The sequence below is a fragment of the Paenibacillus sp. FSL H8-0259 genome (genome assembly GCF_037963255.1).
GTDB lineage: Bacteria > Bacillota > Bacilli > Paenibacillales > Paenibacillaceae > Paenibacillus_AQ > Paenibacillus_AQ phytohabitans.
This window is the reverse complement of record NZ_CP150147.1, coordinates 7,661,994-7,684,458: the sequence shown is the minus strand read 5'-3', so window position 1 is coordinate 7,684,458 and position 22,465 is coordinate 7,661,994. Positions and strand designations below refer to the sequence as shown.

Here is a 22,465-nt window from a genome sequence, read left to right as displayed (position 1 = left end):
ATACTGATTCCCGTAGCCACCCAACATTAACAATAGTTAGTAGAACATACATATTGTATCTTCTATCGGAACGGGGCCGGGATACAAAAGAAAAAAGTTTTTTTTGAACAAAGCGCAACTTTCTCGAAACTATTGCGTTTAAGGTGTAGAGTCACTTGCACAAGGCAAATGCGGATTGACCCTTAGTGGTACAACGTATTGCCGAATGGAAAAATTAGCTTTACGTGACTAGAGGCACATTGTATAATACTTAGGTAGAATTAGGAATCTAGTATTACTATGCCTTGAAGCTGTTTACAAGTTTCTGTGATACCCGTCACAGACATTATTTATACTTAATATGCTCAACTCGGGAAAGGGGGTGCATCGGCTAATGAGTGACATGAGCTACCCAACTAAAGAAAAATCTCAGTTCATGAACGTCCAAGGAGGAGAAAAAAAGGTTATGAAGAAAATTTTATCCGTAGCATTATCTACAGCAATGGCATTCTCGATGTTTGCCTCTGTAGCATTTGGTGAAACAGCAAAAGCAACTCCACAACAGGCATTTGATGCTTTGGCAGCTAAAGGTATTCTCAATGGGTACCCAGACGGTCAAGCTCATCTTGAAAAAGACTTGACTCGCGCAGAATTCGCTAAGATCGTTACTAAATTGTTCGGTCTTACTGAAGTAACTGGCAAGTTGTCTTACAAAGATAAAGGTTACACAGCTACTAACTGGGCTGTTCCTTACATCGAAGCTGTTACTGCAGCTAACTTGATGCAAGGTAAAGATACTGTTAAAGGTCTTTTCGACTACAACGGTAAAGTAACAGTTGAAGAAGTAGCGGCTGTATTGTTCCGCGCTTTGAAACTGGAACAACCTACAACAACTGATAACTCCGCTTCTGTATGGGCTAAGGGCTATGCTCAAGCAGTTATCAACGCTGGTCTGGTTGCTCAAACAACTAACTTCAAAGCTAACGCTACTCGCTCTTTGGTAGTAGAAACAGCTTATGCAGTTGATCAAATGTCCGTAAAACCTACATTGACTGTAGCTTCTGCTGAAGCAGTAAGCCCAACCAAAGTAGTTGTAACTTTCTCTGACAAAACAACTGCAGACGTTGAATTGACAACTGCTCTGGTAGCAGGCGTTGAAACTACAATTAACTTCAAGCATCTTGAAAAAGACTACACTGCAAAAGTAACACTGCAAGCGCCTAAGGTTGTTTCTGCAACAGCTCCAAACGCTAAGCAAGTGGTAGTTAAATTCAACCGCGCTATTGATGTTGATACACTGGCTGAATCCAGCAAAGTTATCGACGGCGTTGTGAAAGTAACTAAGGTAGGAAGCAAGGATGATGAAGTTTCCAACGCTTATGTAACTTTCAGTGCTGATAATACAGAAGCTACTATTACTCTTCCAGGTGTTAAGGCGCTTAAAGGCAACTACACAGTTGTAGTAAGCGATGCTGTTAAAACTACAGCTGGCGAAGCTATCCCAGCATTCACCACTTTGCTGACTGTGGCTGATACTGTTGCCCCAACTGTTGCTTCTGTTACTTCTTCTGCTAAAGCAACTACTAAAGATGTTTATGTAACTTTCAGCGAACCAGTTAAAACTACTGGTATCGTGGCTTACGTAAATGGTTCTGCTGCTTCCACAACTGTCCAGAATGATACTTACACGGAATTCAAATTGAGTGGAGTAACATTGGATAGCGGAAAAACTTATGACGTATCCCTGCTTAATGTAACTGACTTTGCAGGTAACGTAGCTACACCAAACCCAATCAAAACAACTGTAACTGTTGTATCCGATGTTGCTGCTCCTGTAATCAAGAGCGTAACAGCTGTGAGCGACAAGTTCATTGAAGTTGAGTTTGACAAGAATGTTGACCGCGCATCTTTGGTGGGTAATGTTCGTCTCCTGAATGCTGTTGGTGAAAGCCAAGGTACATTCAGCGTGATTACTACTGCTAACGGCAAAAAGTTCACTCTGCAGAGTCCTTTGACTAGCTTCCCATCCACTGGCACTTTCACTGGATCCGTTGTATTCGGAGCAACTGTTAAGGATACACTCGGTAACACGCTGGGAACTGCTTCGAGTCAAGCGATCACTTTCACTAAGGATACTGTAGCTCCTACAGTTACTGGTGTTACTTACACAACTTCTGGTACTGTTAAAGGCATTAAATTGACATTCTCCGAAGATGTTGTAAATAGTGGAGTTGGTTCTGTAGTTCTGATCAACAACAAAACTGGTCAATCTACTTCGATTGCTAACACTACAAGCGGTAGCGGCAAATCGTTCATCTTGACTGCTGTCAATGTAGAAGCAGGTGAATACACTGTGCGTCTGCCAGAAGGACTCTTCAAAGATAAATCCTTCTCTGCTAACAAACTTGCTGCAACTGTATTGGCGGTGACTATTGGATCCGCAACTACTGATGGCGATGCTCCAGTATTGTTTAACAATGGCATTGTAATCAATGACAGTGCAAAAGCTGCTGTAACTGATACAGTTTACGGTGATGCTACTGTTACTGTTGACCTTAAAGATGCAAGCGGTCTGAACACTGCATCTGTATTGGATATTAACAGCTATACTTTGGATGACAAGGCATTGCCTGCTGGTTCTTATGTAACAATCCAGACTCTTACAGATGCTGGTGTTGTAACTACTCCTTCATCCAGTCCGAAGTTTGCTCGTGCAACAATTCATATCCCTAGCTCTTCTGTCACAGAAACTAAGGCTGATTACAAGTTCGTAGTTAATGGTGTTACTGATACATCTGGTAACCCTATCGAAGCAGTTAGCAAAACTGGTAAATTGACTAGCAGAACTAGCCCGCTTCTTACTTCGGCAGTAGTTTCCAGCGGCAATTCTTATGAGCTTATCCTTGGATTCTCTAAAGAAATTACAGTGCTGAATGATCAGGATCTGCAATTCTACATCAACAATGATGTTGCGGCTTCCAATGTTATCAATCAAGCTAACTACACAGTAACTAAGATTGTTAACGGATCGGATAAAGGCAAATGGTCGGTTACTTTCTTGAAGAAAGCTATCGATCCTAACGCAGCAGCTACGGATACTTTGGATCTGAATTCCAATGATGTTAACAGAATCATCGTTAAAATTGCTGGAACAGCAACTGCTCACGATGGTGATGGCAACATCATCACTGACGGTACTGAAATTTCCGCTAAGTAATCTCCGATTACCGAAGCAAAGAATAGCCTCTTCGGAGGCTATTCTTTTTTTATAGCCATTTATCCCGAGTGGAGGAGGAATTTAGTTGAAAACGGTTTGGAAAGTCTCGATGTCTGCGGTACTGTTAGCTGGTGGCCTATGGGCAGGTTCGATGCTTAATATTACAGCTGAAGGTGCCGGTGTAGGTTCACAGCCAGGCACAGCAGATGATCCTGTTGTCACCAAGAGTTATGTAGATCAACAGATTCAAAAAGCTTTGCAAGGTGGGGCCATTACTACACCAACGCAAGCTCCAAGTGCAACGAATGCGCCTGCCGCAACTACAGCTCCGACACCTGCGCCAACTCAAGGCACCGGAAATACCGGAACTGCTGGGAATGCCAGCGAAATCGTTGATGTAAAACCCGGACAGACTCTAATTGCCGGTGCAGGTGCAGAATTTATTGTCCGCGCAGGTAAGGCGATTATTTATTCCCAGGATGCTAACGGTGTCGCTGATCTGACAGATGGTGTAGATCTGGCAAACGGCGCGGCTGCTCCAACGAATCACCTGTTATCTTTCCCAAGGGATGGACGTGGAATCACGGTCCAGAACGGTCAGACATTAGGTCTTGTTGTTATGGTCCGCGGTTCATACACTTTGAAATAAGCATTTGCACATCGCATTGGTAAGCAGTAAAATGATGTTTTCCTTCCTATATTAAGAATGCCCTGTAATATGCATGAACATACACCCGGAACTCATTCCCACAGCTGACAAACATTGATCGGACTGAGGCCTCTGGAATTCGCACACAATACTACCTGTAATCTTAAAAAATTCACAGGAGGTGCTGTAACATGGCACGCACTAATCGTACAGTTGTACCAGAGAGCCGGGCAATGCTGAAACAAATGCAATATGAGATCGCTTCTGAATTTGGATTATATGGAGCATCATATGGCGGTGGCATGGATACGGAATTTGCTTCTGAGCTGGGAATGACGGGCGGGGCCGGTGCAACCGGTGGTACTCCGTATCTGGGACACCTTACTTCCAGAGATAATGGATCTGTAGGCGGGGAAATTACAAAGAGGTTGATCAAACAGGCGGAGCAGTCTCTTTTCGCATAAGCTGCCTTCAATTGACAGCAACCGGTAAATAAGATAATATGACTTTTGAGGAAAGCCTTAGACCTTTTCCATGTGGAAAAGGTTCATTTTTTGAATAAACCGGCTTATCAGTCTTTATTATTCTACTTAATATATTTGGCCTGTTAATTACTAAGGTGCCCCCTTATACAGTGTCAGACTAACAATATGGGAGGTAGTTGTACATGTCTATTAAAGGGCGTCATTTGTTTACTTCTGAGTCTGTAACAGAGGGACATCCGGATAAAATCTGTGACCAGATATCCGATGCGGTACTCGATGCATTTCTTGCTAACGATCCCAATGCCCGGGTAGCCTGCGAGGTAGCCGTAGCAACAGGCCTCGTGCTTGTTATTGGGGAGATCAGCACCAAGTCCGAATATGTGGATATCCCGGCAATTGTACGTAATACGATTAAGGAAATCGGCTATACCCGTGCAAAATATGGTTTTGATTTTAACACTTGTGCAGTGCTTAGTTCATTAAATGAGCAGTCTGCTGACATCGCCCAAGGGGTAAATGCAGCTCTGGAGAATCGGGATCCTGACCTTGTAGCTGAAGAAACGGCTAACATTGGTGCTGGTGACCAAGGGTTAATGTTTGGTTTTGCTACTAATGAAACTCCTGAACTTATGCCGCTTCCGATTGCTTTGTCGCACCGGATTGCCCGTCGTTTGGCGGAGGTTCGTAAGAATGGAACTCTTGAGTATCTGCGCCCGGATGGCAAGACTCAGGTAACAATTGAATATCAGGATGAGAGACCGGTTCGTGTAGATACGATCGTTGTTTCCACGCAGCATGCGGAAGAAATTTCTCTTGAGCAAATTCAGGCGGACATTAAAGAGCATGTTATTCTTCCTGTTGTCCCGGCTGAGCTACTGGATGAAGCTACTAAATATTTCATTAATCCGACAGGCCGCTTTGTGATTGGTGGTCCTCAGGGTGACGCCGGTCTGACCGGGCGCAAAATCATCGTTGATACATATGGCGGGTATGCGCGTCATGGCGGCGGTGCATTCTCCGGTAAGGATCCAACCAAAGTAGACCGTTCTGCAGCTTATGCTGCACGTTATGTAGCGAAGAATCTGGTTGCTGCAGGCCTTGCTGACAAATGTGAAATTCAACTGGCTTATGCGATTGGTGTAGCTAATCCTGTCTCGATCAATGTAGATACATACGGAACAGGCAAAATCAGTGAAGAGAAGCTGGCGAATCTTATCAGCAGCAACTTCGATCTTCGTCCGGCAGGCATCATCTCCATGCTGGATTTGCGTAAGCCTATTTATAGACAGACCGCAGCGTATGGACATTTTGGCCGTACAGATATTGACCTTCCTTGGGAACGTGTCGACAAAGCAGATATGTTGAAAGCCCAGGCAGGGATCTAAGAATATAATTTAACTATGCCCGTACAAGCCCCTTCTTTGAAGTGAGGAGGTCTGTACGGGCTTTTTGTGCCTTCTTATAAGCGAGGGGATGATGCCCGTGCTGCTTGAGGCTATCTTCTAAACTTTGGAAGCCCTTTAACCGAAATATAACAGTATAGAAGAAATGCTCGAGTGGCTGAAAGGAGCTTTATTAAGAATGAACAAGAAATTATCAATAGGGACGGCTATTATCATTGCAGGCAATCTGCTGTTTGGTCTGGGCAGTCCGGCTATCGGTGTACATACATCTGCGGTATATGCCGCTTCGGAGTTCGGAATAACAACATCTCCAGTTAATGGTGCTGCTTTTGTGAATGTAGGGGCTTCTTTGGGACTTAAATTTGACCGTCAGGTTATTCCGCAAACGGGGAAAATCACAATTACAGAGCAGGACTCCGGAACAATGTTTACGGAAATTGCTATTGGCAGTTCAGGATTGATCGGCAATTCTACTAATTACGAAATCAAATTAGGCTCCAGCTTGAAGTTTGCGCCTTATAAGACATACAGCGTGAGTGTGCCTAAGGGGCTGTTCAAAGATAGCTCAGGTAATGAATCGGCGCTAACCAGCTGGACTTTCACAACGGCTGGAGAGAGTAATCCGGCTATTGTAGCAAGCAGTTTGTTCCCTGCGAACAATTCTAGGGTGGAATCCGGAGCATTAACTCAGTTGAGTCTGCGCTTAGCTGGAGTCCTTACAGGAGGAGGTGGTTCCGTCAGGCTGATCTCTTCTGCGGATAACTCTGTAATACAGGAATTTCTCATCAGGGACGGAGAGCCCAAAGTAGGGCTGTTGAGCGATGCCACTTCCACTACTGTTACATTGACTCTGGCCAATAAGCTTCCAGCAGGCGGAAATTATTATGTGCTTATCGATTCTTACGCGTTCAAAGATGCCAATAATACTAATTTTCCGGGAATATCGAGCGGTAACGGCTGGAGCTTCTCCACGACCGGCAGCGGTACAATTTCAGCATCCACTGCCCCGGCAAATGCTTCATTTGGTGCATCGGCAAGCGGGGCAATCAAACTGTACTTTGACCGTCCGATGAGTCCGGCAGCCGGAACGATTTCTGTCTCACCAGGTACTCAGGATGACTCCAGAACGAGATGGATTAATGTCAACTCGACGAGCGTCACTGGCGGGGGAAGTTCGACGATTACACTGCTGCCAGCCTCGGCGACCTCGCCACTGTTGAATGGTACGTTGTATACAGTTACAATTCCGCAAGGGGCTTTTTATGATCAGGATGGGCATATATTTCCGGCTGCGGGTTCGTATTCATGGACGTTTACAACGGCTTCACTTACAAGTTTGTCGGCAACTGCTATATCGCCAGCAGACCGGAGTGAGTCGGTAGAGTTATCTAAGTCGATCACAATTAGCTTTAACAAGGAGGCGGTCTATAATAGTGCCGTCACTAATGGAGTTGTTCTATACAAAAGCAATGGAACAAAAGTGGCGGCAGCTGTCCAGCAAGGTGCTACAGCCAAGGATTTCATTATTAAGCCAACCGTAGCTCTCGAATCAGATACTATTTATTATATAGACATCGCTAAGGGGGCATTCACGGATGCGGGAGATCCCAGCTCACAATATGAGGGATTGAGCGGTACAAAATCATGGAGTTTCCGCACTGTGGCTGTGGATAAGACGGCTCCTCTGCTTACGGGTGCAACGCTGGATAACAACCGGACGATCCGCTTGAAATATAATGAGATGCTCAATTCATCGATAGCTTTGCTGGCATCCAGTTTTACGGTCAGTGTGAATGATGAGAATCGTACTGTAGATAGCGCTTATGTTCAGGGCGACAGTGTCTATCTTACTCTTAGTACAGGGATAGCCGTAGGGCAGAATGTCAAAATAAGCTATACTGGCGGAGTGCGGACCATCCAGGATACCAGCAGCAATGCTGCAGTAACCTTTTCAGCAATGCAAATTACCAACAGTATAGAATCTTCACTTCCTACACCTAAGGAAGGCAGAATTACAGGCAAAACGGTGATGCTGACCTTCAATGATACGCTCAAAACAGTATCTTCTTATGCCCGGGAACAGTTTATAGTAACATCTGAAGGATATTCGCTTGGAGTGGATTCAATTAGATCCAGCGGAAACACAGTATATATAACGACGGGCGCGGAAGCTGGAAATGGAGAGGTGGTAAGGGTATCCTACTATGCAGGCTCGTATCCGCTGCTCAACTCACTGGGACAGAATATTGCCGATTTTTCTGATTTTAATATCCGAAACAGTAATGACAGCGTAGCTCCGGTATTTCAGAATGCAACGGGAAGCGGAACAAAGCTTGTGCTGAACTATAATGAAGGTCTGTCAGAGAGCAATCTGCCGATGAACAGCCAGTTCTCAGTGCTGGTAGGAGGTACTCCTAACTATGTCACCAACGTGGCAGTAAGCGGAAGCAGTGTGAAATTAACGCTTCAGAGCAGCCTGGTTATTGGGCAGACGGTGACAGTCTCCTATGTACCTGGCGTTAAAGGCATTACCGATCTTAACGGCAACCGTGCAGCCTATGTTGATCTTAAACCAGTCGATCTTAGCGATATTGTAGTATCGGAAATCAGCAGTGCAACGGTGTCAGGGAATGAGCTTACACTAACTTTTGCCCAAAGCATGCTGACTTCTTCAATGCTTAGCACCTCCCAGTTTGCGGTCAGAGTGAATGGGACAAGTATGTTAGTGCAGAGCTATACTCTAACAGGGACAGTGCTCAAGCTGGTGCTTTCCGGATCTGTGACGAGCGGACAGACGGTCGATCTTTCTTATACCTCAGGTACATCTTTTATTAGAGATCTCAATGGAAATGCACTGGCTTCCTTCTCGCTGCTGCCGGTGAAGAACCTTACTGGAGTTACGACCGTAACAACGGACGGTAACCGGCCGTCCTATCTGGGTACGCTGGAGGCTAGTGAATTTGGAGAAGCGGTTCCTCTGCTCAAAAGCGATTCTTCGGTGATAGCGGCAGATCATTCCATCTACAGCCAAAATGTCAAAAGATACAGTCTTAATGCGGAGAGATTAGCTGCCAGTTATACTTTTTTAAATACACAAGGGACAGCCGCTCTGCTATTTGAGGTGCCTTCGACAGAATTAGCTGCTTATGTTACAGTACCTCTGCAGCCGCTAATGGATGCGCTCAATCGCAACAAGGCTTCGAACTTTGGTATACGCTACGGGGATCAGATCTTTAGTGTTGATCTCGGAAAGGTAGATTTGAACGGAATTGTGGCCAGCCTCAATACAACTGGCAGTAATATCTCGCTTATCTATCGTATAGAGAAAATGCCATCAGAGGCTTTTGCCCCATTTGCCCAAAGACTGCAAACTCAGGGGCTTACAAGTATAACCCCTCTTGCCGATCTTCGTTTGGCAGCATCGGTGACGGGTAATTATGCGAACGAGAATGCGCTTAGTTTACCCGGGAAATATTCGGTGAGGACGACAACTCCTAATAATAGTGAGCAGACTTCTGTAGCCAGATTGGATCTTTCCTATTACGATGCCGCTTATCTTCCTACAACAAGTATTACTAAAGGGACTTATACGGTCAAGCGTGCTTTGACCAGCGGGAATCAGATTGTGGGAGCATTCACGTCCACACGCTCTTTTACAGATATGGGTACACACTGGAGTAATACAGCTGTAGCGGAACTGGCAGCCAAGAATATTATCGATAATAGCTATGGAAGCCAGTTTAAACCGGAGCAAGCCATAACCCGCAGTGAATTTGCTGTTATGCTGAGCAGAGGGCTGGGGCTGTTAGGGGATAGCGGGACAGCGCAGCGTTTCACGGACGTGCAGTCGTCCAGCCAAACGGGCGATTACATCGGTGCAGCAGCGAAGGCCGGTATTATAACGGGCAACACAGACGGGACCTTCCGTGCGGGGGATAAGATCACCCGTGAGCAAATGGCAATTATGATGGTGAGGGCAATGGAGTATACAGGACAGCCTATAACGCTTAGCGCATCGGTTATGGATACCCTCAGTCCGTTTAAGGATAGGGCGAAAATTCTAAGCCAGAGTACGGAATTCGTAGCCAAAGCGGTCAAAGCAGGAATTATCCAGGGGATAAGCACCACGCAATTTCAGCCGCAAGGCAACGCTACCAGAGGACAGGCTGCTGTAATGCTGCATCGGATGCTGAAGATGGCAGTTTATATGTAAGTGAACTTTATACAATAATGGAGCATCCGGCACAATGTGCCGGGTGCTTTTTTGCGCGGCTGCTTGAGGTCTGATATGACTCGGTATAGTCTGAAATCCCTTCTGGTAATCTCTTTAAATCGCAACTTTTCAGCCGGAAATCAGTCTATTAAAGATGTAGCCTAAAATAGGAACTGATATCCAGATATTGATAGTGAGATTGAAGAGTACAAAATAGATGGGAGAGTAACGCTGAAATGAATGAGCTTTTCATGGGGAAAAAGAGTAAAGAGCAAGTAAACAAAAGTCAATGGTCTCCTGCTAAAAAGTGGATCGCGGCATCAATAGCAGGTGTAATATGGATCATGCCGGTTATCGGAAATGAAGGCATCGGATGGTTAGGCTCAAGTTCCGCTTCAGTAGCGCAAGCTGCTACAGCCTCCTTCTCAGTGACAAAGCTGAGCGAAGAAGTCATTACTTCAGGCGCGATGATGATGAAATATAAATTTACGACCGTGCGGTCCGGAAAAAGTGTAACAGGGCTGGCTGACGTGGTCCGGGTCGATTTGAATAACCCTTATGTCTCTGTAGATGTAATGACGGGCAAAGGCGGTAATCTGACTACGCGGCAAAGTACCGGAGGTATGGCGGCAGAGACCGGAGCAGTGGCCGCAGTTAACGGGGATTACTTCAATACCGGCGGGGAAGGTGCACCGATCGGCGGTCAAGTATCAGGCGGGGTTGTAGTATCTACACCTTCCCAGCTTGATGGAATGTATGCTTTTGCCGTGACCAAAGACCGTAAGCCGGTTATTGATGAATATACATTCGAAGGCATGCTGACTGCTGAGGATGGTTCACAGTTTCCGTTATCCGGTATCAATAAAGGGGCCTATAACCCTGAGGGCGGCAGTTCTACCTACAGTCATGCCAATGCCGCCTATATCTACACAGATGCCTGGACAGCGCTGGAGCGGCCTAAGAACAGCTCTACGACGCCTACAGAGGTACTGGTGGAGAATGATATCGTTACCCAGATTTCCCCTGATGCCGCCTTGCCGATAACCGTGCCTAAAGGGGCGTACATTCTGCGCACTCACGGGCTTGCAGCCCAATTTGTAAAAGCTCATCTGGTGGTAGGCCAGAAGCTAAGCAGTGTCTACACGCTTCGTTCCAAAACTACTCAGCAGGAGCTTGACCCATCCACACTGCAGATGATGATCGGGGGGCATACCATTCTCGTTAATAACGGGAAAGCAGCGCCCTTCTCCCGCTCCACCAGCAGCATCGGCGGATATCGTGCCCGCACAGCTCTGGGTTATTCAGAGGATGGACGATATGTATATGTCATTGCAGCTGAGAAAAATAACAATAGTGCAGGACTGTCTCTGACGGAGCTGCAATCGTTCATGACCAATATCGGTGTCTGGAAAGGGATCAACCTGGACGGAGGTGGCTCTACAACGATGGTAGACCGTCCGCTTGCGGAAACCTCCACTACCCTTACCTTTAATACAGAGTACGGCACAGAGCAGCGCAGCATCGTTAACGGCGTTGGTGTATATACTTCTGCTCCACAAGGTGAAGTGAAAGGAATTAAGATCAGCGGCAGTTCTGTATTGTTAATCGGTCAAAAAGCTACGTATTCTCTAAAAGGCTATGATACTTACTACAATCCAATTGATGTAGCTGCAGCTAATCCTGCCTGGAGCTCTAGCGGCGGTAGTGTTACGGTGAATGCAGGGGAAGCAACCGCAGTCAAGGCGGGAACCGTTAACCTGAAGGCTACCAGCGGTTCGGCCAGTGCAGAGACCAAGGTAACCGTTCTGGGCGGAGATGACCTGACAAGTCTGACTTCAAGCACAACTACTGCGCCGCTTATAGCTGGAGCCTCCGTATCTGTTCCAGTTAATGCGGTGTCGAAGAGCGGGGCAACGATTGCCGTTCCGGCTGCATCGCTGAAATGGGAGTTTATCGGCTTTAAAGGGAATGTAGGTGACGGTAAGCTTACTGTCGAATCCGTGGATCCGGGGGTAACAACCGGATATGCCATTGCCCGTTATGACGGCTTCAGCACAGCTGTTGTGTTCTCTGCAGCGGCGTCAACGGCTTGGGAGAATTTCGAAAATGCCACGTATCCATTTGCCTTCACAACCAACGCGGCAGGGGTAACAGGTACGGCGGTAGTTGTCCCGGGCAGTGCGGAACGGGCTGGCTCGAAGGTATTGTCGCTTAGCTATGACATGACGGCTGGCACCGGTAAAATGTATGCTTATGCCCAGTTCAACGGGACAACAGGCAAGAGTATTCCGGCAACGGCAACGTCTATGTCCGTAGACGTGATGGGGGATATGAGTCTTAACTGGCTGCGTGCAGAGGTAACGGATGCCAGCGGGGCAACAGCGTATATTGATCTGGCCAAAGTGATCGACTGGAATGGCTGGAAGAACCTCAATATTGATCTTTCCGGTTCAGGGATTAAATTCCCGGCTTCCCTAAAGAGACTTTACGTGGTAAATGTAGAGGAAGGCCAGGACGAGCGGGCTAAGACAGGTACGGTAGCCTTTGATAATATTTCCTTCGTTATGCCTTCGCTGTCCAGTGAAGCCGGATTGCCTAAGGGAACGGCGTCCATGAGTATCGGAGCCAAGTCGATGCTTGTAAACGGCACAAAGCAGGCGATCGATGTAGCGCCGATTGTAAAGGATGGCAGCACGTATGTGCCGATTAAATATGTGCTTGATGCCTTTGGCGGGAATGCCATATGGGATCAGAATACCAAGAAGATCATGGTGCTTCGCGGAGCGAAAGCGCTGGATCTGACGGTAAACAAGAAGGAATTCCTGCTTAACGGGAAACGCCAGAGTGCTGATGTAGCACCTTTAATCCTGAATGGCAGGACTTTAGTACCGCTTAGACTCGTGACAGAACAGCTAGGACTCACTGTAAAATGGGAACAGATAACGAAGACCGTAACTATCGAATCGTGATATGTTAGTATAAAGGAAAGCCTTTAATACGATCCGATAGAAATGGGGCAAGCATCCGTGGAATTTCAAGCCGATGCGATTGATCGCGTCATTAAGAATACCATCGACGTGATGGAGAGCAGCAAGTATCAGATTTTTGAAATATTGCAGGTTGCACGTGATGAGCTTGCTGCACTCACCAAAGAACTGCAGCGGGTTATGGAAGAAACGGATGAAACATTGCAAAAGGTAGACAAGCTGGAGCTGCAGTACCACCGCTCCCGGATCCGGCTGACCGAGGTCAGCCGGGACTTTGTCCGCTACACGGAGAAGGATATCCGGGTTGCTTACGAGAAAGCGACGGAGCTTCAGTTAGAGCTGATGATGACGAGGGAGAGGGAAGCCTACCTGCGGAGCAGACGGGATGAGCTGCAAATGCGGGCTCGGAGTGTCGAAAATTCTGTGGAGCGGGCCGAATCGATTGGTTCGCAAATGAGCGTTGTCCTGGAATATCTGTCTGGAGAACTAGGCCAAGTGACGAGAATTGTCGAATCTGCGAAAAACACGCAAATGGTTGGACTCAAGATAATCCAGGCCCAGGAAGAAGAACGGAAGAGAATTGCCCGGGAAATTCACGATGGTCCTGCTCAAATGCTGGCAAATCTAGTCCTAAGGACGGAAATTGTAGAAAGAATGCTGGTAAAGCAGGAATTTGGGCTGGTACAAGCCGAAGTAATAGACTTAAAGGGACAGGTAAGGTACAGCCTGGAAGAAATGCGTAAAGTGATTTTTAATCTCCGTCCGATGGCCCTCGATGATTTAGGACTGATTCCGACACTCCGGAAATACGTGCATGATTATGAGGAGAAGACGAAGATCCGCACTTCTTTTGAAACAAGGGGGAAAGAGCACCGGCTGTCTTCAGCGATGGAGGCTGCAGTCTACCGTCTTGTTCAGGAAGCTTTGTCCAACGCGGCGAAGCATGCCTATCCAAGTTATGTTCTGGTGGAAATTACGTATCAGGCACAGTTAATTAAGATCGTAGTGAAAGACAATGGTTTAGGCTTCAATGTGAAAAAGATCAGTGAGCAAGCCAACCGTGAAAGCTTTGGGCTGGTGGGAATGCGTGAACGTGTGGAATTGCTGGAAGGTAGAGTGGAAATACAGTCAGCAGAGAACCAGGGCACAACAATCATAATTCACATTCCGACGAATGTGGACAAAGGAAAGGAGTAATGTGATGGAAAACCAGAATTCTGGAAAATCGCCCATAAAGGTTCTTTTGGCGGATGATCATCAGTTGTTTCGTGAAGGGCTTAAACGTATTTTGAATATGGAGGACGACATTGAAGTCATAGGTGAGTGCGGTGACGGCATCCAGGTGCTTGAATTCTGCAATATCAACAAGCCGGATATCGTGCTGATGGATATTAATATGCCTATTGAGAACGGTGTGGAGGCTACACAGAAGCTGCGGGAAATGTTCCCGGATGTTAAAGTGATTATCCTCTCGATCCATGATGACGAAAGTTACGTCTTCGAAACCCTGCGCAAGGGTGCGAATGGATATTTGCTGAAGGATATGGAGGCAGAGTCGCTTATTAATGCGATCCGCTCTGTATGTGAAGGCCATGCCTTCATTCATCCCAAGGTAACCGGCAAGCTGATCAATCAGCTGCGCCGCATGACTTATCTTAACGAGACAGGTGCCATGGCCGAGACTCCGGTTAAGGAAGCAGGCGTGAAATTTGTCGCAGGCGACAACAATCCGCTGACCCGCCGCGAAGCAGAAGTGCTGCGTCTTATGGCTGAAGGCAAGAGCAACAAGATGATTGGAGAATACCTTTTTATCAGCGAAAAAACAGTCAAAAACCATGTCAGCAGCATTCTGCAAAAGATGGAAGTCGACGACCGCACGCAGGCTGTCATCAATTCGATCAAATATGGCTGGGTAACATTATAATTCACACGTAAACTTTTAACTGAGCGTTTTGGAGAATCCTAATGATCCTTATAAAACGGTACATAACTTGATTGCAGCGGTCCAGCTGCAGTCAAAGTATTGTTTCAGTCCGCATGATATTCGAATTTTGCAAAATGCTGATTTAAATATGTACCCGAAACCGGAAGCTTTAATCTGTCTTCCTGCAGGAAGGCGGAAATTCTGTGCTTTGCGATATATAAAGAGTCAGAATAACCGGGTCATCTGTCCCGGGAGGCTGGGCTGTCACCGTCCCTTTATCACCGGCATATAGTGTCGGTATAAGAGGGAGGTGCATCTCCATGATCGCCCAGTTAATCTCGATTGTGTCTATCTATGCATCCGCAGCAGCCCTTGTTCATATTCTGCATCGCAGAGAAGAGAGCCGGGAGGCAATGCGGCCTGGAAAGCGGCTTCATTATATTCTGATCACCCGCAATCATGAAGCTGTTGTGGAATGGTATATCCGAATGCTCGCAGTTTATGCTTTTTGGATGGGCAGACCGCTGTATGTCACTTTGATGGATGATGGTTCCCTGGATGGAACGCTGGCGGTTGCCTCACGGTTAGACTGCAGCGGCTCGTCTATCAGGTTCGCTCCGGTAATGCCGCACTACAACACTCTTGGCGAAGCGGAGCACCGGAAGGAAAACGTACTGGATCTGCGGACGCAGGAGCAGCCTTTTCCGCTGAAGATGATGCGGCTGCCGGGAAGCAGGGGATACGGATCGAAGCATGGCGAATGATAATTAAATATGTCGGCAACGGGTGAAGCACACTCTCCATTGATGGGGGAGTGTGCTTTTTTGTGTTTGATGAGCAAACACGGATTGCTTAGTGGTTCAGCCGGACACCAAACTTAAGGCCAGCTGCTTTAGTTGTATTCCGTGCAGCTATTATTCAGATTTAGACAGGATATCTGGAGATAGTTGCACTTCGTACATTTATTATTGCGGACATGAGGCCAAACTGCGGTTTTCCCGATTATAGTTGTACGAAATACACTTCAGTGGATAGATAGGCTGTTACAGCAATAAATAGTTGCAGTAACTGCAGTTAGGCTGTCTGCTGTTCAAGTACAGCTAAATCCAAACCTGACAGTGGCCGGAGTCTAAACATTTGCTGTAGTCACGGCTATCGCGGAGTAGAAAAATAAAAAGTTCAATTAATTTAGTGTGGATTCGGGGGGGATCGTAATCTATGGTCTCGGTGATGTGCCACTTTGAAGGAGAGAGGGAAGGAATTGATGAGAGTAGCAGTATATGCGGTAGAGCGCAATGCCGCTTGGGAGATCAGGATATCGCTAAATATGGCTGTGGACAGGTTGTGGTGGAATGCTGAGGGAAATGGAGGTGAAGGCTGGGGCGGCAGACAAGTGGACAGGCTTGTGCTGTTATCGCCATCGCTCCCATTGGGCTGGGGGGTGAAGCTGAGCGAGGGCTTCAGAGCTTCCCCTGCCATGCGTCTCTGGAGCAAGGAGGACTGGAAAAGATATGTTGCTAAATGCTTGAAGGCTGAAATCAGGCTAGAACAGGAGGAGGGAGGTCTCCGGGAGGAGGAGTGGCTGACTGCGGGAAATATCAGTGGAGAATCCATGCTAGACCGAACGGAAGGAGGTGTGAAGGAGGTTGCGATTTCCGGGAACTACGGTGGTCAGCCGGTATTTCCTAAGGAAAACTTGTTGGGATGGGGCGGCTCCGCTGCATTGGCAGCGGCAGCTAATCAGTTGGCAGCAGTGCTTGCCGGCCGTTCCCTGCTGCAGGGCGAAGTGGATGCGCTGGTGGCAGAGCGGCTGCCTGAGCTGGCAGGAAATTGGCCTGCTGCAGCGCAGCTGGCGCATCTGCAGGGGCGGATAAGGATTGAGGCGGCAGTTGCTTATAATAACCCGAAGCATGGCGGGGGAGTGTTGGGGTGGGTGAGTCAGGCGAAGCAGAGAGGGAAAGAGACGGAGCGAATAGGTAGCCGGGAGCAAGGTGGGGGAGTGCTGGGGTGGGGGAGGAAGATGAAGCAGAGCGGGAAAGAGACAGGGCAGATAGGCAGCCGGGAACAAGGCGGGGGAGTGCTAGGGTGGGTGAGTCAGGCGAAGCAGAGCGTGCATGTGTTGGGACGGGTGAGCGAGGCAGTTGCCGGGCGCGGCGTCCGCCCGCGCCTGACTGTTGGCCGGTTCCCCGTGGTCATCGGCCGCCTCTTGCACGCTGCGGCGCTCCGCCTGCCGCAGCTGCACCTGCCCCGGCGCGGCGCTGCCGCCCGCCGCGGGGCACCACGCTGCCAGCGCTGCGGCAGCGTACCCACGGGCCGCACGGCCTGCGCCGCGTGCGGCCTTGCCGGCTGCGCCTATTGCGAGGCCTGCCTCGCACTCGGGCGCAGCCGGGCTTGCGCGCTGCTGCTGCGCAGCGCGCCGCTGCCTGCCGTGCGCTGCACGGCAGGCGTCTCCCCCACCGTAGCGGCACGCCGGTGGGGGCTTAGCGCAGCGCAGGCGGCTGCGGCCGCCGCTGCGCTGGGGTTCCTGGCGGAGCCGCGGGAGCGCTCCGCCCCAAAGGGCCCAGAGCGGTTCCTGCTCTGGGCAGTAACAGGAGCGGGAAAGACGGAGATTACGTTCCCGCTCCTGGAGGCGGCGCTCGCAGCCGGAGGCCGGGCGCTGATCGCAACGCCGCGGCGTGACGTCGTGCTGGAGCTGGCGCCGCGTCTAGCCAAGGCCTTCCCGGCGGACATCCCCGCCGTGCTGTATGGAGGCAGCGAGGACCGCTGGAGAGCGAGCGCTATCACGCTGGCAACAACCCATCAGTTGCTGCGGTTCAATCAAGCTTTTGACCTGGTCATCATCGATGAACTCGATGCTTATCCTTACCACAATGATCCAATGCTGGCCTACGCTGCCGAGCAGGTTTGTAAGCCCTCAGGATCATTCATTTTCCTCTCTGCTACACCGCCGGCAGTATTACAGCGCCTCGCCCGTTCAGGAAGACTACCGCATGCGAGAGTGCCCGTCCGCTTTCACGGTCATCCCTTGCCGGTCCCAGTGCATTTACATATGCCGCCGCTCTATCGTTGTCTGAAGCAGGGGAGACTCCCTAGAAGTCTGATCCGCGCCTTACAAAGATCTCTTGCCCGCAAAGCACAGATTTTTCTCTTTGTCTCAAGGATTGCCCATATCGCAGGACTGCTGAAGCTTCTACGGCGGCTTTTCCCCGGACTAGCTATGGAAGGAACCTCCTCCAAAGATCCGGATAGAGCAGAGAAGGTGCTGGAATTCCGTAACTGTGCGATATCGCTTCTGGTGACGACGACAATTCTGGAGCGGGGAGTTACGGTTCCGCGCAGTGATGTGTTTATTCTGGATGCGGACAGCAGTCTGTTTGACGAGGCCGCTTTGGTACAGATGGCAGGCCGGGCAGGACGCTCCAAAGATGATCCGGACGGCCACATCGTATTCGCTTCCGCAGAGTGGAGCAAGTCGCAGCGCAGAGCCATTTCACAGATTCGCAGCATGAACGCGATTGCCCATAGGCAGGGATACCTGTGAGATAAGACGCTACATAGACTCTTTTATTCATAATTTTCTGCATTTAGCCTTAAGAAGGAGATTATAGATGAATTCCATAATGTCTTGGATAAAAAAAGCCCGATTATTAATCGCTCCTTCCCTGCTTCAATGCCTGTTCTGTGGTAAAAGAGGACGTCCTTCATCCGGTCTGCCCGGAATTTGCATAAGCTGCAATACAGGAATCCCATGGATCCGGTGTCCCCGGTGCCAGACCTGCGGTCGCCATGTCGGCTGTCCGGATTGCAGCCGCAGCCGTGAGCCAGTGCCGATCCGCTGCAACCGCAGCGCGGTGGCCTATACAAGTGAGATGCGTGAGCTGCTGGGTCAGTACAAATACAGAGGGAATGAACGCTTGGCCCCCATACTGGGCCTGATGCTGGACAAGGCATATACCATACTCCAACAAGAGCAGAGTGAACAACAACAAACCGCTACTTTACAAAGTAATTCTTCCCGCAGACCTTTTTCAGCAGTAAAGCCAAACTATTCTCTTATTCACCCGGCCCTATGGCAAGCTGATTTACTGGTCCCTGTGCCTGTAAGCTCAGCCCGCCTGGCTGAAAGAGGATTTAATCAGGCGGAGCAACTGGCAGATGTATTATCTCTACGGAGGGGGATTCCGCAGCTTCCGCTGCTGATTCGTACCAGGCATACCGGCAAACAGAGCTTTAAAAGCAGAAGCGAACGGCTGGCTGATATGAAACAAGTTTTTGCCGGGAATACAGAGCGGAAGCTTCTACAAAGGCTGGGCGGACAACTGGAGTCAATCGCAGCCCGGCTGCAGAGTCGCCCTATCCAGATTATTATTATCGATGATATTTACACCACAGGGAGCACAATGAGGGCCTGCGCTGAAGCACTTCACCGGCTCATTGGTGATTTGGGCTATGCGGCGGAGATATACAGTCTGACATGGGCACGTTCTTAGCGGTTTCGGCCGTTCGGAAATTAAATTAAACCTGCTCCACAACCGATACTAATCATAGACGGAACTTCAGCTATCATGTAATCTTATTAGCATAAGATATTTATAAGCTGTGCAGAATGTAAGGAAGGGAGCCGCGGTAGAAATGAATGTTGATAATTGTCCAAGATGCGGCCGGCTATATGTTAAGAATTTAATGAACCTGTGCCAGCCTTGTATCAAAGATTTAGAGCATGAATATGAAATCTGTGTAGATTACCTGCGCAAAAATAGAGGCACTAATATTCAGGAACTGTCCGATGCCACGGAGATCTCCATTAAGGAAATCACCCGTTTTATTCGTGAGGGCCGGATTTCCATAGCGAACGCACCTAACATGATGTACCCTTGCGAAGTCTGCGGGACCTTGATCCGGGACGGGCATATGTGTGACAGCTGCCGCAGCCGTTTGACCAAGGATCTGGCAAATGCTGCCAAGGAAACTGTAGACAAAAGCAGTACCAAAAAGACTTCTGATGCCGCATACCGCGCCGTGGACAAGTTCCGCAACTAATAAAATCTGCAAAAAAACGTTTGCAGCTATAAAGAATGTTTCAACAAAGGCCGATAAACTTAGTAAAGATTATCGGCTTTTTTATATCAGAAGGAAGGTGGAAGTTATGAAAATTAACGAGACCGGACGAATTAACGCGATGAACCCGTATCAACGGAGTGCGGAATCGCAAAGGCAGGAACAAATGAAGAAGAGCACACGCAAGGATGAGGTATCGATTTCGGATGAAGCCATTAAGCTGCTCCAGGCACAGAAAAGCGGCAAGATTGACGCTGAACGTGCGAACAAGATCGAAAGCCTGAAACAGCAAGTATCCGCAGGTACCTACCAGGTTGACGCAGCTAAGCTCGCAGAGACACTCGCCCCCTACTTTAAGCAATCCTCCGAGAATTAGGTGAACACACCCATGGCACTTACGACATTATTAGAATTGCTAGAGCGGCTGGACGAGGCGCATGTGCAAATGCTGGATTTGGCCGCTGTCAAGAAACAGACCATCATGGACAACAAGGTGGAGGGTCTCATCGACATCCTGAACCGTGAGTCCAAGCTTATGAAGGTGATCGGACAGCTGGAAGAGAAGCGTGCAGAAGCCGCATTCGTTTTTCTGCAGGGGGTTGGAATCCGTTCCAATCTGAATCTAAATCTTACCGAGCTGTCCCGCCTTGTATTTGATCCTGAGGACAAATCGCGCCTGCTGCATATCCAGCAGAAGCTTTCCGGCACATTGCAGCAATTGAAACTAGCCAATGAGCTGAATCAGAAGCTGATTGAGCAGTCGCTTACCTTTATAGATTATTCCCTGGATTTGCTTGTCGGAAGACCAAATCAGGAAATGACATACCATCATCCGTCCGACAAGGGCAGCAGTGTGACTCGGCCGGGCCTTTTTGATGCCCGAGGATAACCCGTTTATCCTCATGGCCTCTTTCACCGCAGCAATCACAAGGGAGGAACAAGTAGCATGACATCCACATTTCACTCGATTGAAACAGCAAGACGAAGCCTGTTTACCCAGACTGCTGCGCTCAATACAACCGGCCACAACATTGCCAACGCCAACACAGAGGGTTATACCCGTCAGCGTGTGAACATGAAGGCGGCTATACCTATCGAGGCCTATGGTCTCAATAACTCAACGCTGCCGGGACAAATGGGTACCGGTGTGGAGTTCACTTCCATCGAGCGGATCCGTGAGATGTTTCTGGATGATCAGTACCGTGGAGAGAGTTCCGCCAGCGGCAACTGGAGCATCCAATCAGATACACTGGATAAGCTGGAAGCCATCGTTAATGAGCCTTCGGATACCGGTATTCGTACCGTGCTTGATAACTTCTGGAAATCCTGGTCAGATCTCAGCAAGAACCCGGAAGATCCAACAGCCCGCAAGATTGTAGTACAGACTGCACAGTCACTAACTGATGCCATGAACTATATGAGTACACAGTTAAGCAATCTGGATCGGGATCTCAGCACCAACGTTGATGTTAAAGGAAAAGAAATACAGAGCTACCTCAGCTCTATCGCTGACTTGAATCAATCTATCTCCAAAATAGAAGGCATGGGAGACCAGGCGAACGATCTGCGGGATCAGCGTGATCTGATGACGGACAAGCTATCCAAGATTGCCAATATTACAATCCTTGAGACCGATGCCGGATATAACATATCACTGGGTACACAGCAGCTGGTTCAAGGAGCAACAGTTACTGCGGCTGTAGACAGTGCCTTTTTGAACACTGCTTACGCTTCTGGTGACCTGAAGGCTGGCGAAGCTTATGGAATGATTTTTTCCAGTACTACCTACGTTGCAGATTATAGGAAACAGCTCGACGCTATGGCCAACACGATCGCTAATGGCGAGGTGCAGGTTACCATTCCAACAGGCTCAACTTTACCTGCAGGAACCACAGTACTTAAAGATTCAGAGATCATTAATGCGGATGGTACCAAAACCTCTCTTCCAGCAGGGAGCGCAGTGCCTATTCCATTGACAGGTGATTTGAAAACTACAGTCAAAGGCCTGAATGGACTGCATCAACTGGGGTATGCAATGAATGGAAGCTCAGGCCGGCCATTCTTTACAGCTTCTGTTGCTGGTGAGGCGATCACGGCAGCTAATCTTCAACTAAATCCTGAAATTGCTGCTGATCCGACTTTGTTCGCTACCTCCCTTCGGACTACTACGGACAGTGCCGGAAATGTATCTGTTGTTAAAGGGAATAACACATTAGCTCTTTTGTTCAGCAATATGAAGGATAACAATACTTTCACTACAGCAGATGGCCTCAAATCAGGTACTGTAGGATCCTACCTTAGCTCAATGGTTGGGCAATTAGGAATTCAATCCCAAGAAGCCACACGCCAGACAAGCAACGCCGATTATCTGGTGGACCAAGTGAACTCCCGCCGTCAATCAGTAAGTGGTGTGTCTCTAGATGAGGAAATGGCTAATATGCTGGTATTCCAGCATGCCTATAGCGCTGCTGCCCGGTTCATGACAACCTATGATGAAATGTTAGATAAATTGATTAATTCTACCGGCACAGTCGGCAGATAAAGGAGGAA

At 48.5% G+C, this 22,465-nt stretch carries 15 protein-coding genes; all 15 read left to right on the top strand.

What is annotated here, in order from left to right:
- Positions 1 to 373 precede the first annotated feature (373 nt).
- The 15 genes from NSU01_RS33040 to flgK all read left to right on the top strand — a co-directional run bounded on the left by NSU01_RS33040 (position 374) and on the right by flgK (position 22,457).
- Complete coding sequence (locus tag NSU01_RS33040; RefSeq protein ID WP_076246377.1) at positions 374 to 3,196, top strand: S-layer homology domain-containing protein; 2,823 nt, start codon at positions 374 to 376, stop codon at positions 3,194 to 3,196.
- An 85-nt stretch (positions 3,197 to 3,281) separates the two neighbouring features.
- Positions 3,282 to 3,845: a hypothetical protein gene (locus NSU01_RS33035; RefSeq protein ID WP_076246379.1), complete on the top strand. Its 564-nt coding sequence runs from the start codon at positions 3,282 to 3,284 to the stop codon at positions 3,843 to 3,845.
- A 191-nt stretch (positions 3,846 to 4,036) separates the two neighbouring features.
- Positions 4,037 to 4,309: an alpha/beta-type small acid-soluble spore protein gene (locus tag NSU01_RS33030; RefSeq protein WP_039303766.1), complete on the top strand. Its 273-nt coding sequence runs from the start codon at positions 4,037 to 4,039 to the stop codon at positions 4,307 to 4,309.
- A 203-nt stretch (positions 4,310 to 4,512) separates the two neighbouring features.
- Positions 4,513 to 5,715: a methionine adenosyltransferase gene (gene metK, locus NSU01_RS33025; RefSeq protein ID WP_076246382.1), complete on the top strand. Its 1,203-nt coding sequence runs from the start codon at positions 4,513 to 4,515 to the stop codon at positions 5,713 to 5,715.
- Between the two features lie 196 nt (positions 5,716 to 5,911).
- Positions 5,912 to 9,946, top strand: coding sequence for a SwmB domain-containing protein (locus tag NSU01_RS33020; protein ID WP_076246385.1), 4,035 nt, complete (start codon positions 5,912 to 5,914; stop codon positions 9,944 to 9,946).
- 251 nt (positions 9,947 to 10,197) lie between these two features.
- A complete protein-coding gene (locus NSU01_RS33015) occupies positions 10,198 to 12,915 on the top strand; it encodes a stalk domain-containing protein (protein WP_076246564.1) in 2,718 nt (905 codons plus the stop codon).
- A 57-nt stretch (positions 12,916 to 12,972) separates the two neighbouring features.
- Positions 12,973 to 14,130 (top strand): sensor histidine kinase, encoded by a 1,158-nt coding sequence (locus NSU01_RS33010; protein ID WP_042141753.1) that lies wholly within the window; start codon positions 12,973 to 12,975, stop codon positions 14,128 to 14,130.
- 4 nt (positions 14,131 to 14,134) lie between these two features.
- Positions 14,135 to 14,857 (top strand): response regulator transcription factor, encoded by a 723-nt coding sequence (locus NSU01_RS33005; protein ID WP_039303779.1) that lies wholly within the window; start codon positions 14,135 to 14,137, stop codon positions 14,855 to 14,857.
- Between the two features lie 320 nt (positions 14,858 to 15,177).
- On the top strand, positions 15,178 to 15,621 hold the full coding sequence (locus tag NSU01_RS33000; RefSeq protein ID WP_052770132.1) for a hypothetical protein: 444 nt from the start codon (positions 15,178 to 15,180) through the stop codon (positions 15,619 to 15,621).
- Between the two features lie 500 nt (positions 15,622 to 16,121).
- Positions 16,122 to 18,398, top strand: a complete 2,277-nt coding sequence (locus tag NSU01_RS32995; RefSeq protein WP_076246388.1) for a helicase-related protein — start codon at positions 16,122 to 16,124, stop codon at positions 18,396 to 18,398.
- Between the two features lie 283 nt (positions 18,399 to 18,681).
- Positions 18,682 to 19,347, top strand: coding sequence for a ComF family protein (locus tag NSU01_RS32990; RefSeq protein ID WP_339302385.1), 666 nt, complete (start codon positions 18,682 to 18,684; stop codon positions 19,345 to 19,347).
- A gap of 142 nt (positions 19,348 to 19,489) precedes the next feature.
- Positions 19,490 to 19,897 carry a TIGR03826 family flagellar region protein gene (locus NSU01_RS32985; RefSeq protein WP_042218081.1) on the top strand — a complete coding sequence of 136 codons (408 nt, stop codon included), beginning with the start codon at positions 19,490 to 19,492 and terminating at the stop codon, positions 19,895 to 19,897.
- A gap of 106 nt (positions 19,898 to 20,003) precedes the next feature.
- Complete coding sequence (flgM, locus tag NSU01_RS32980; RefSeq protein ID WP_039302663.1) at positions 20,004 to 20,291, top strand: flagellar biosynthesis anti-sigma factor FlgM; 288 nt, start codon at positions 20,004 to 20,006, stop codon at positions 20,289 to 20,291.
- Between the two features lie 12 nt (positions 20,292 to 20,303).
- Positions 20,304 to 20,804: a flagellar protein FlgN gene (locus tag NSU01_RS32975; RefSeq protein ID WP_039302665.1), complete on the top strand. Its 501-nt coding sequence runs from the start codon at positions 20,304 to 20,306 to the stop codon at positions 20,802 to 20,804.
- A gap of 57 nt (positions 20,805 to 20,861) precedes the next feature.
- Positions 20,862 to 22,457 (top strand): flagellar hook-associated protein FlgK, encoded by a 1,596-nt coding sequence (gene flgK, locus NSU01_RS32970; RefSeq protein WP_076246391.1) that lies wholly within the window; start codon positions 20,862 to 20,864, stop codon positions 22,455 to 22,457.
- Positions 22,458 to 22,465: the final 8 nt, after the last annotated feature.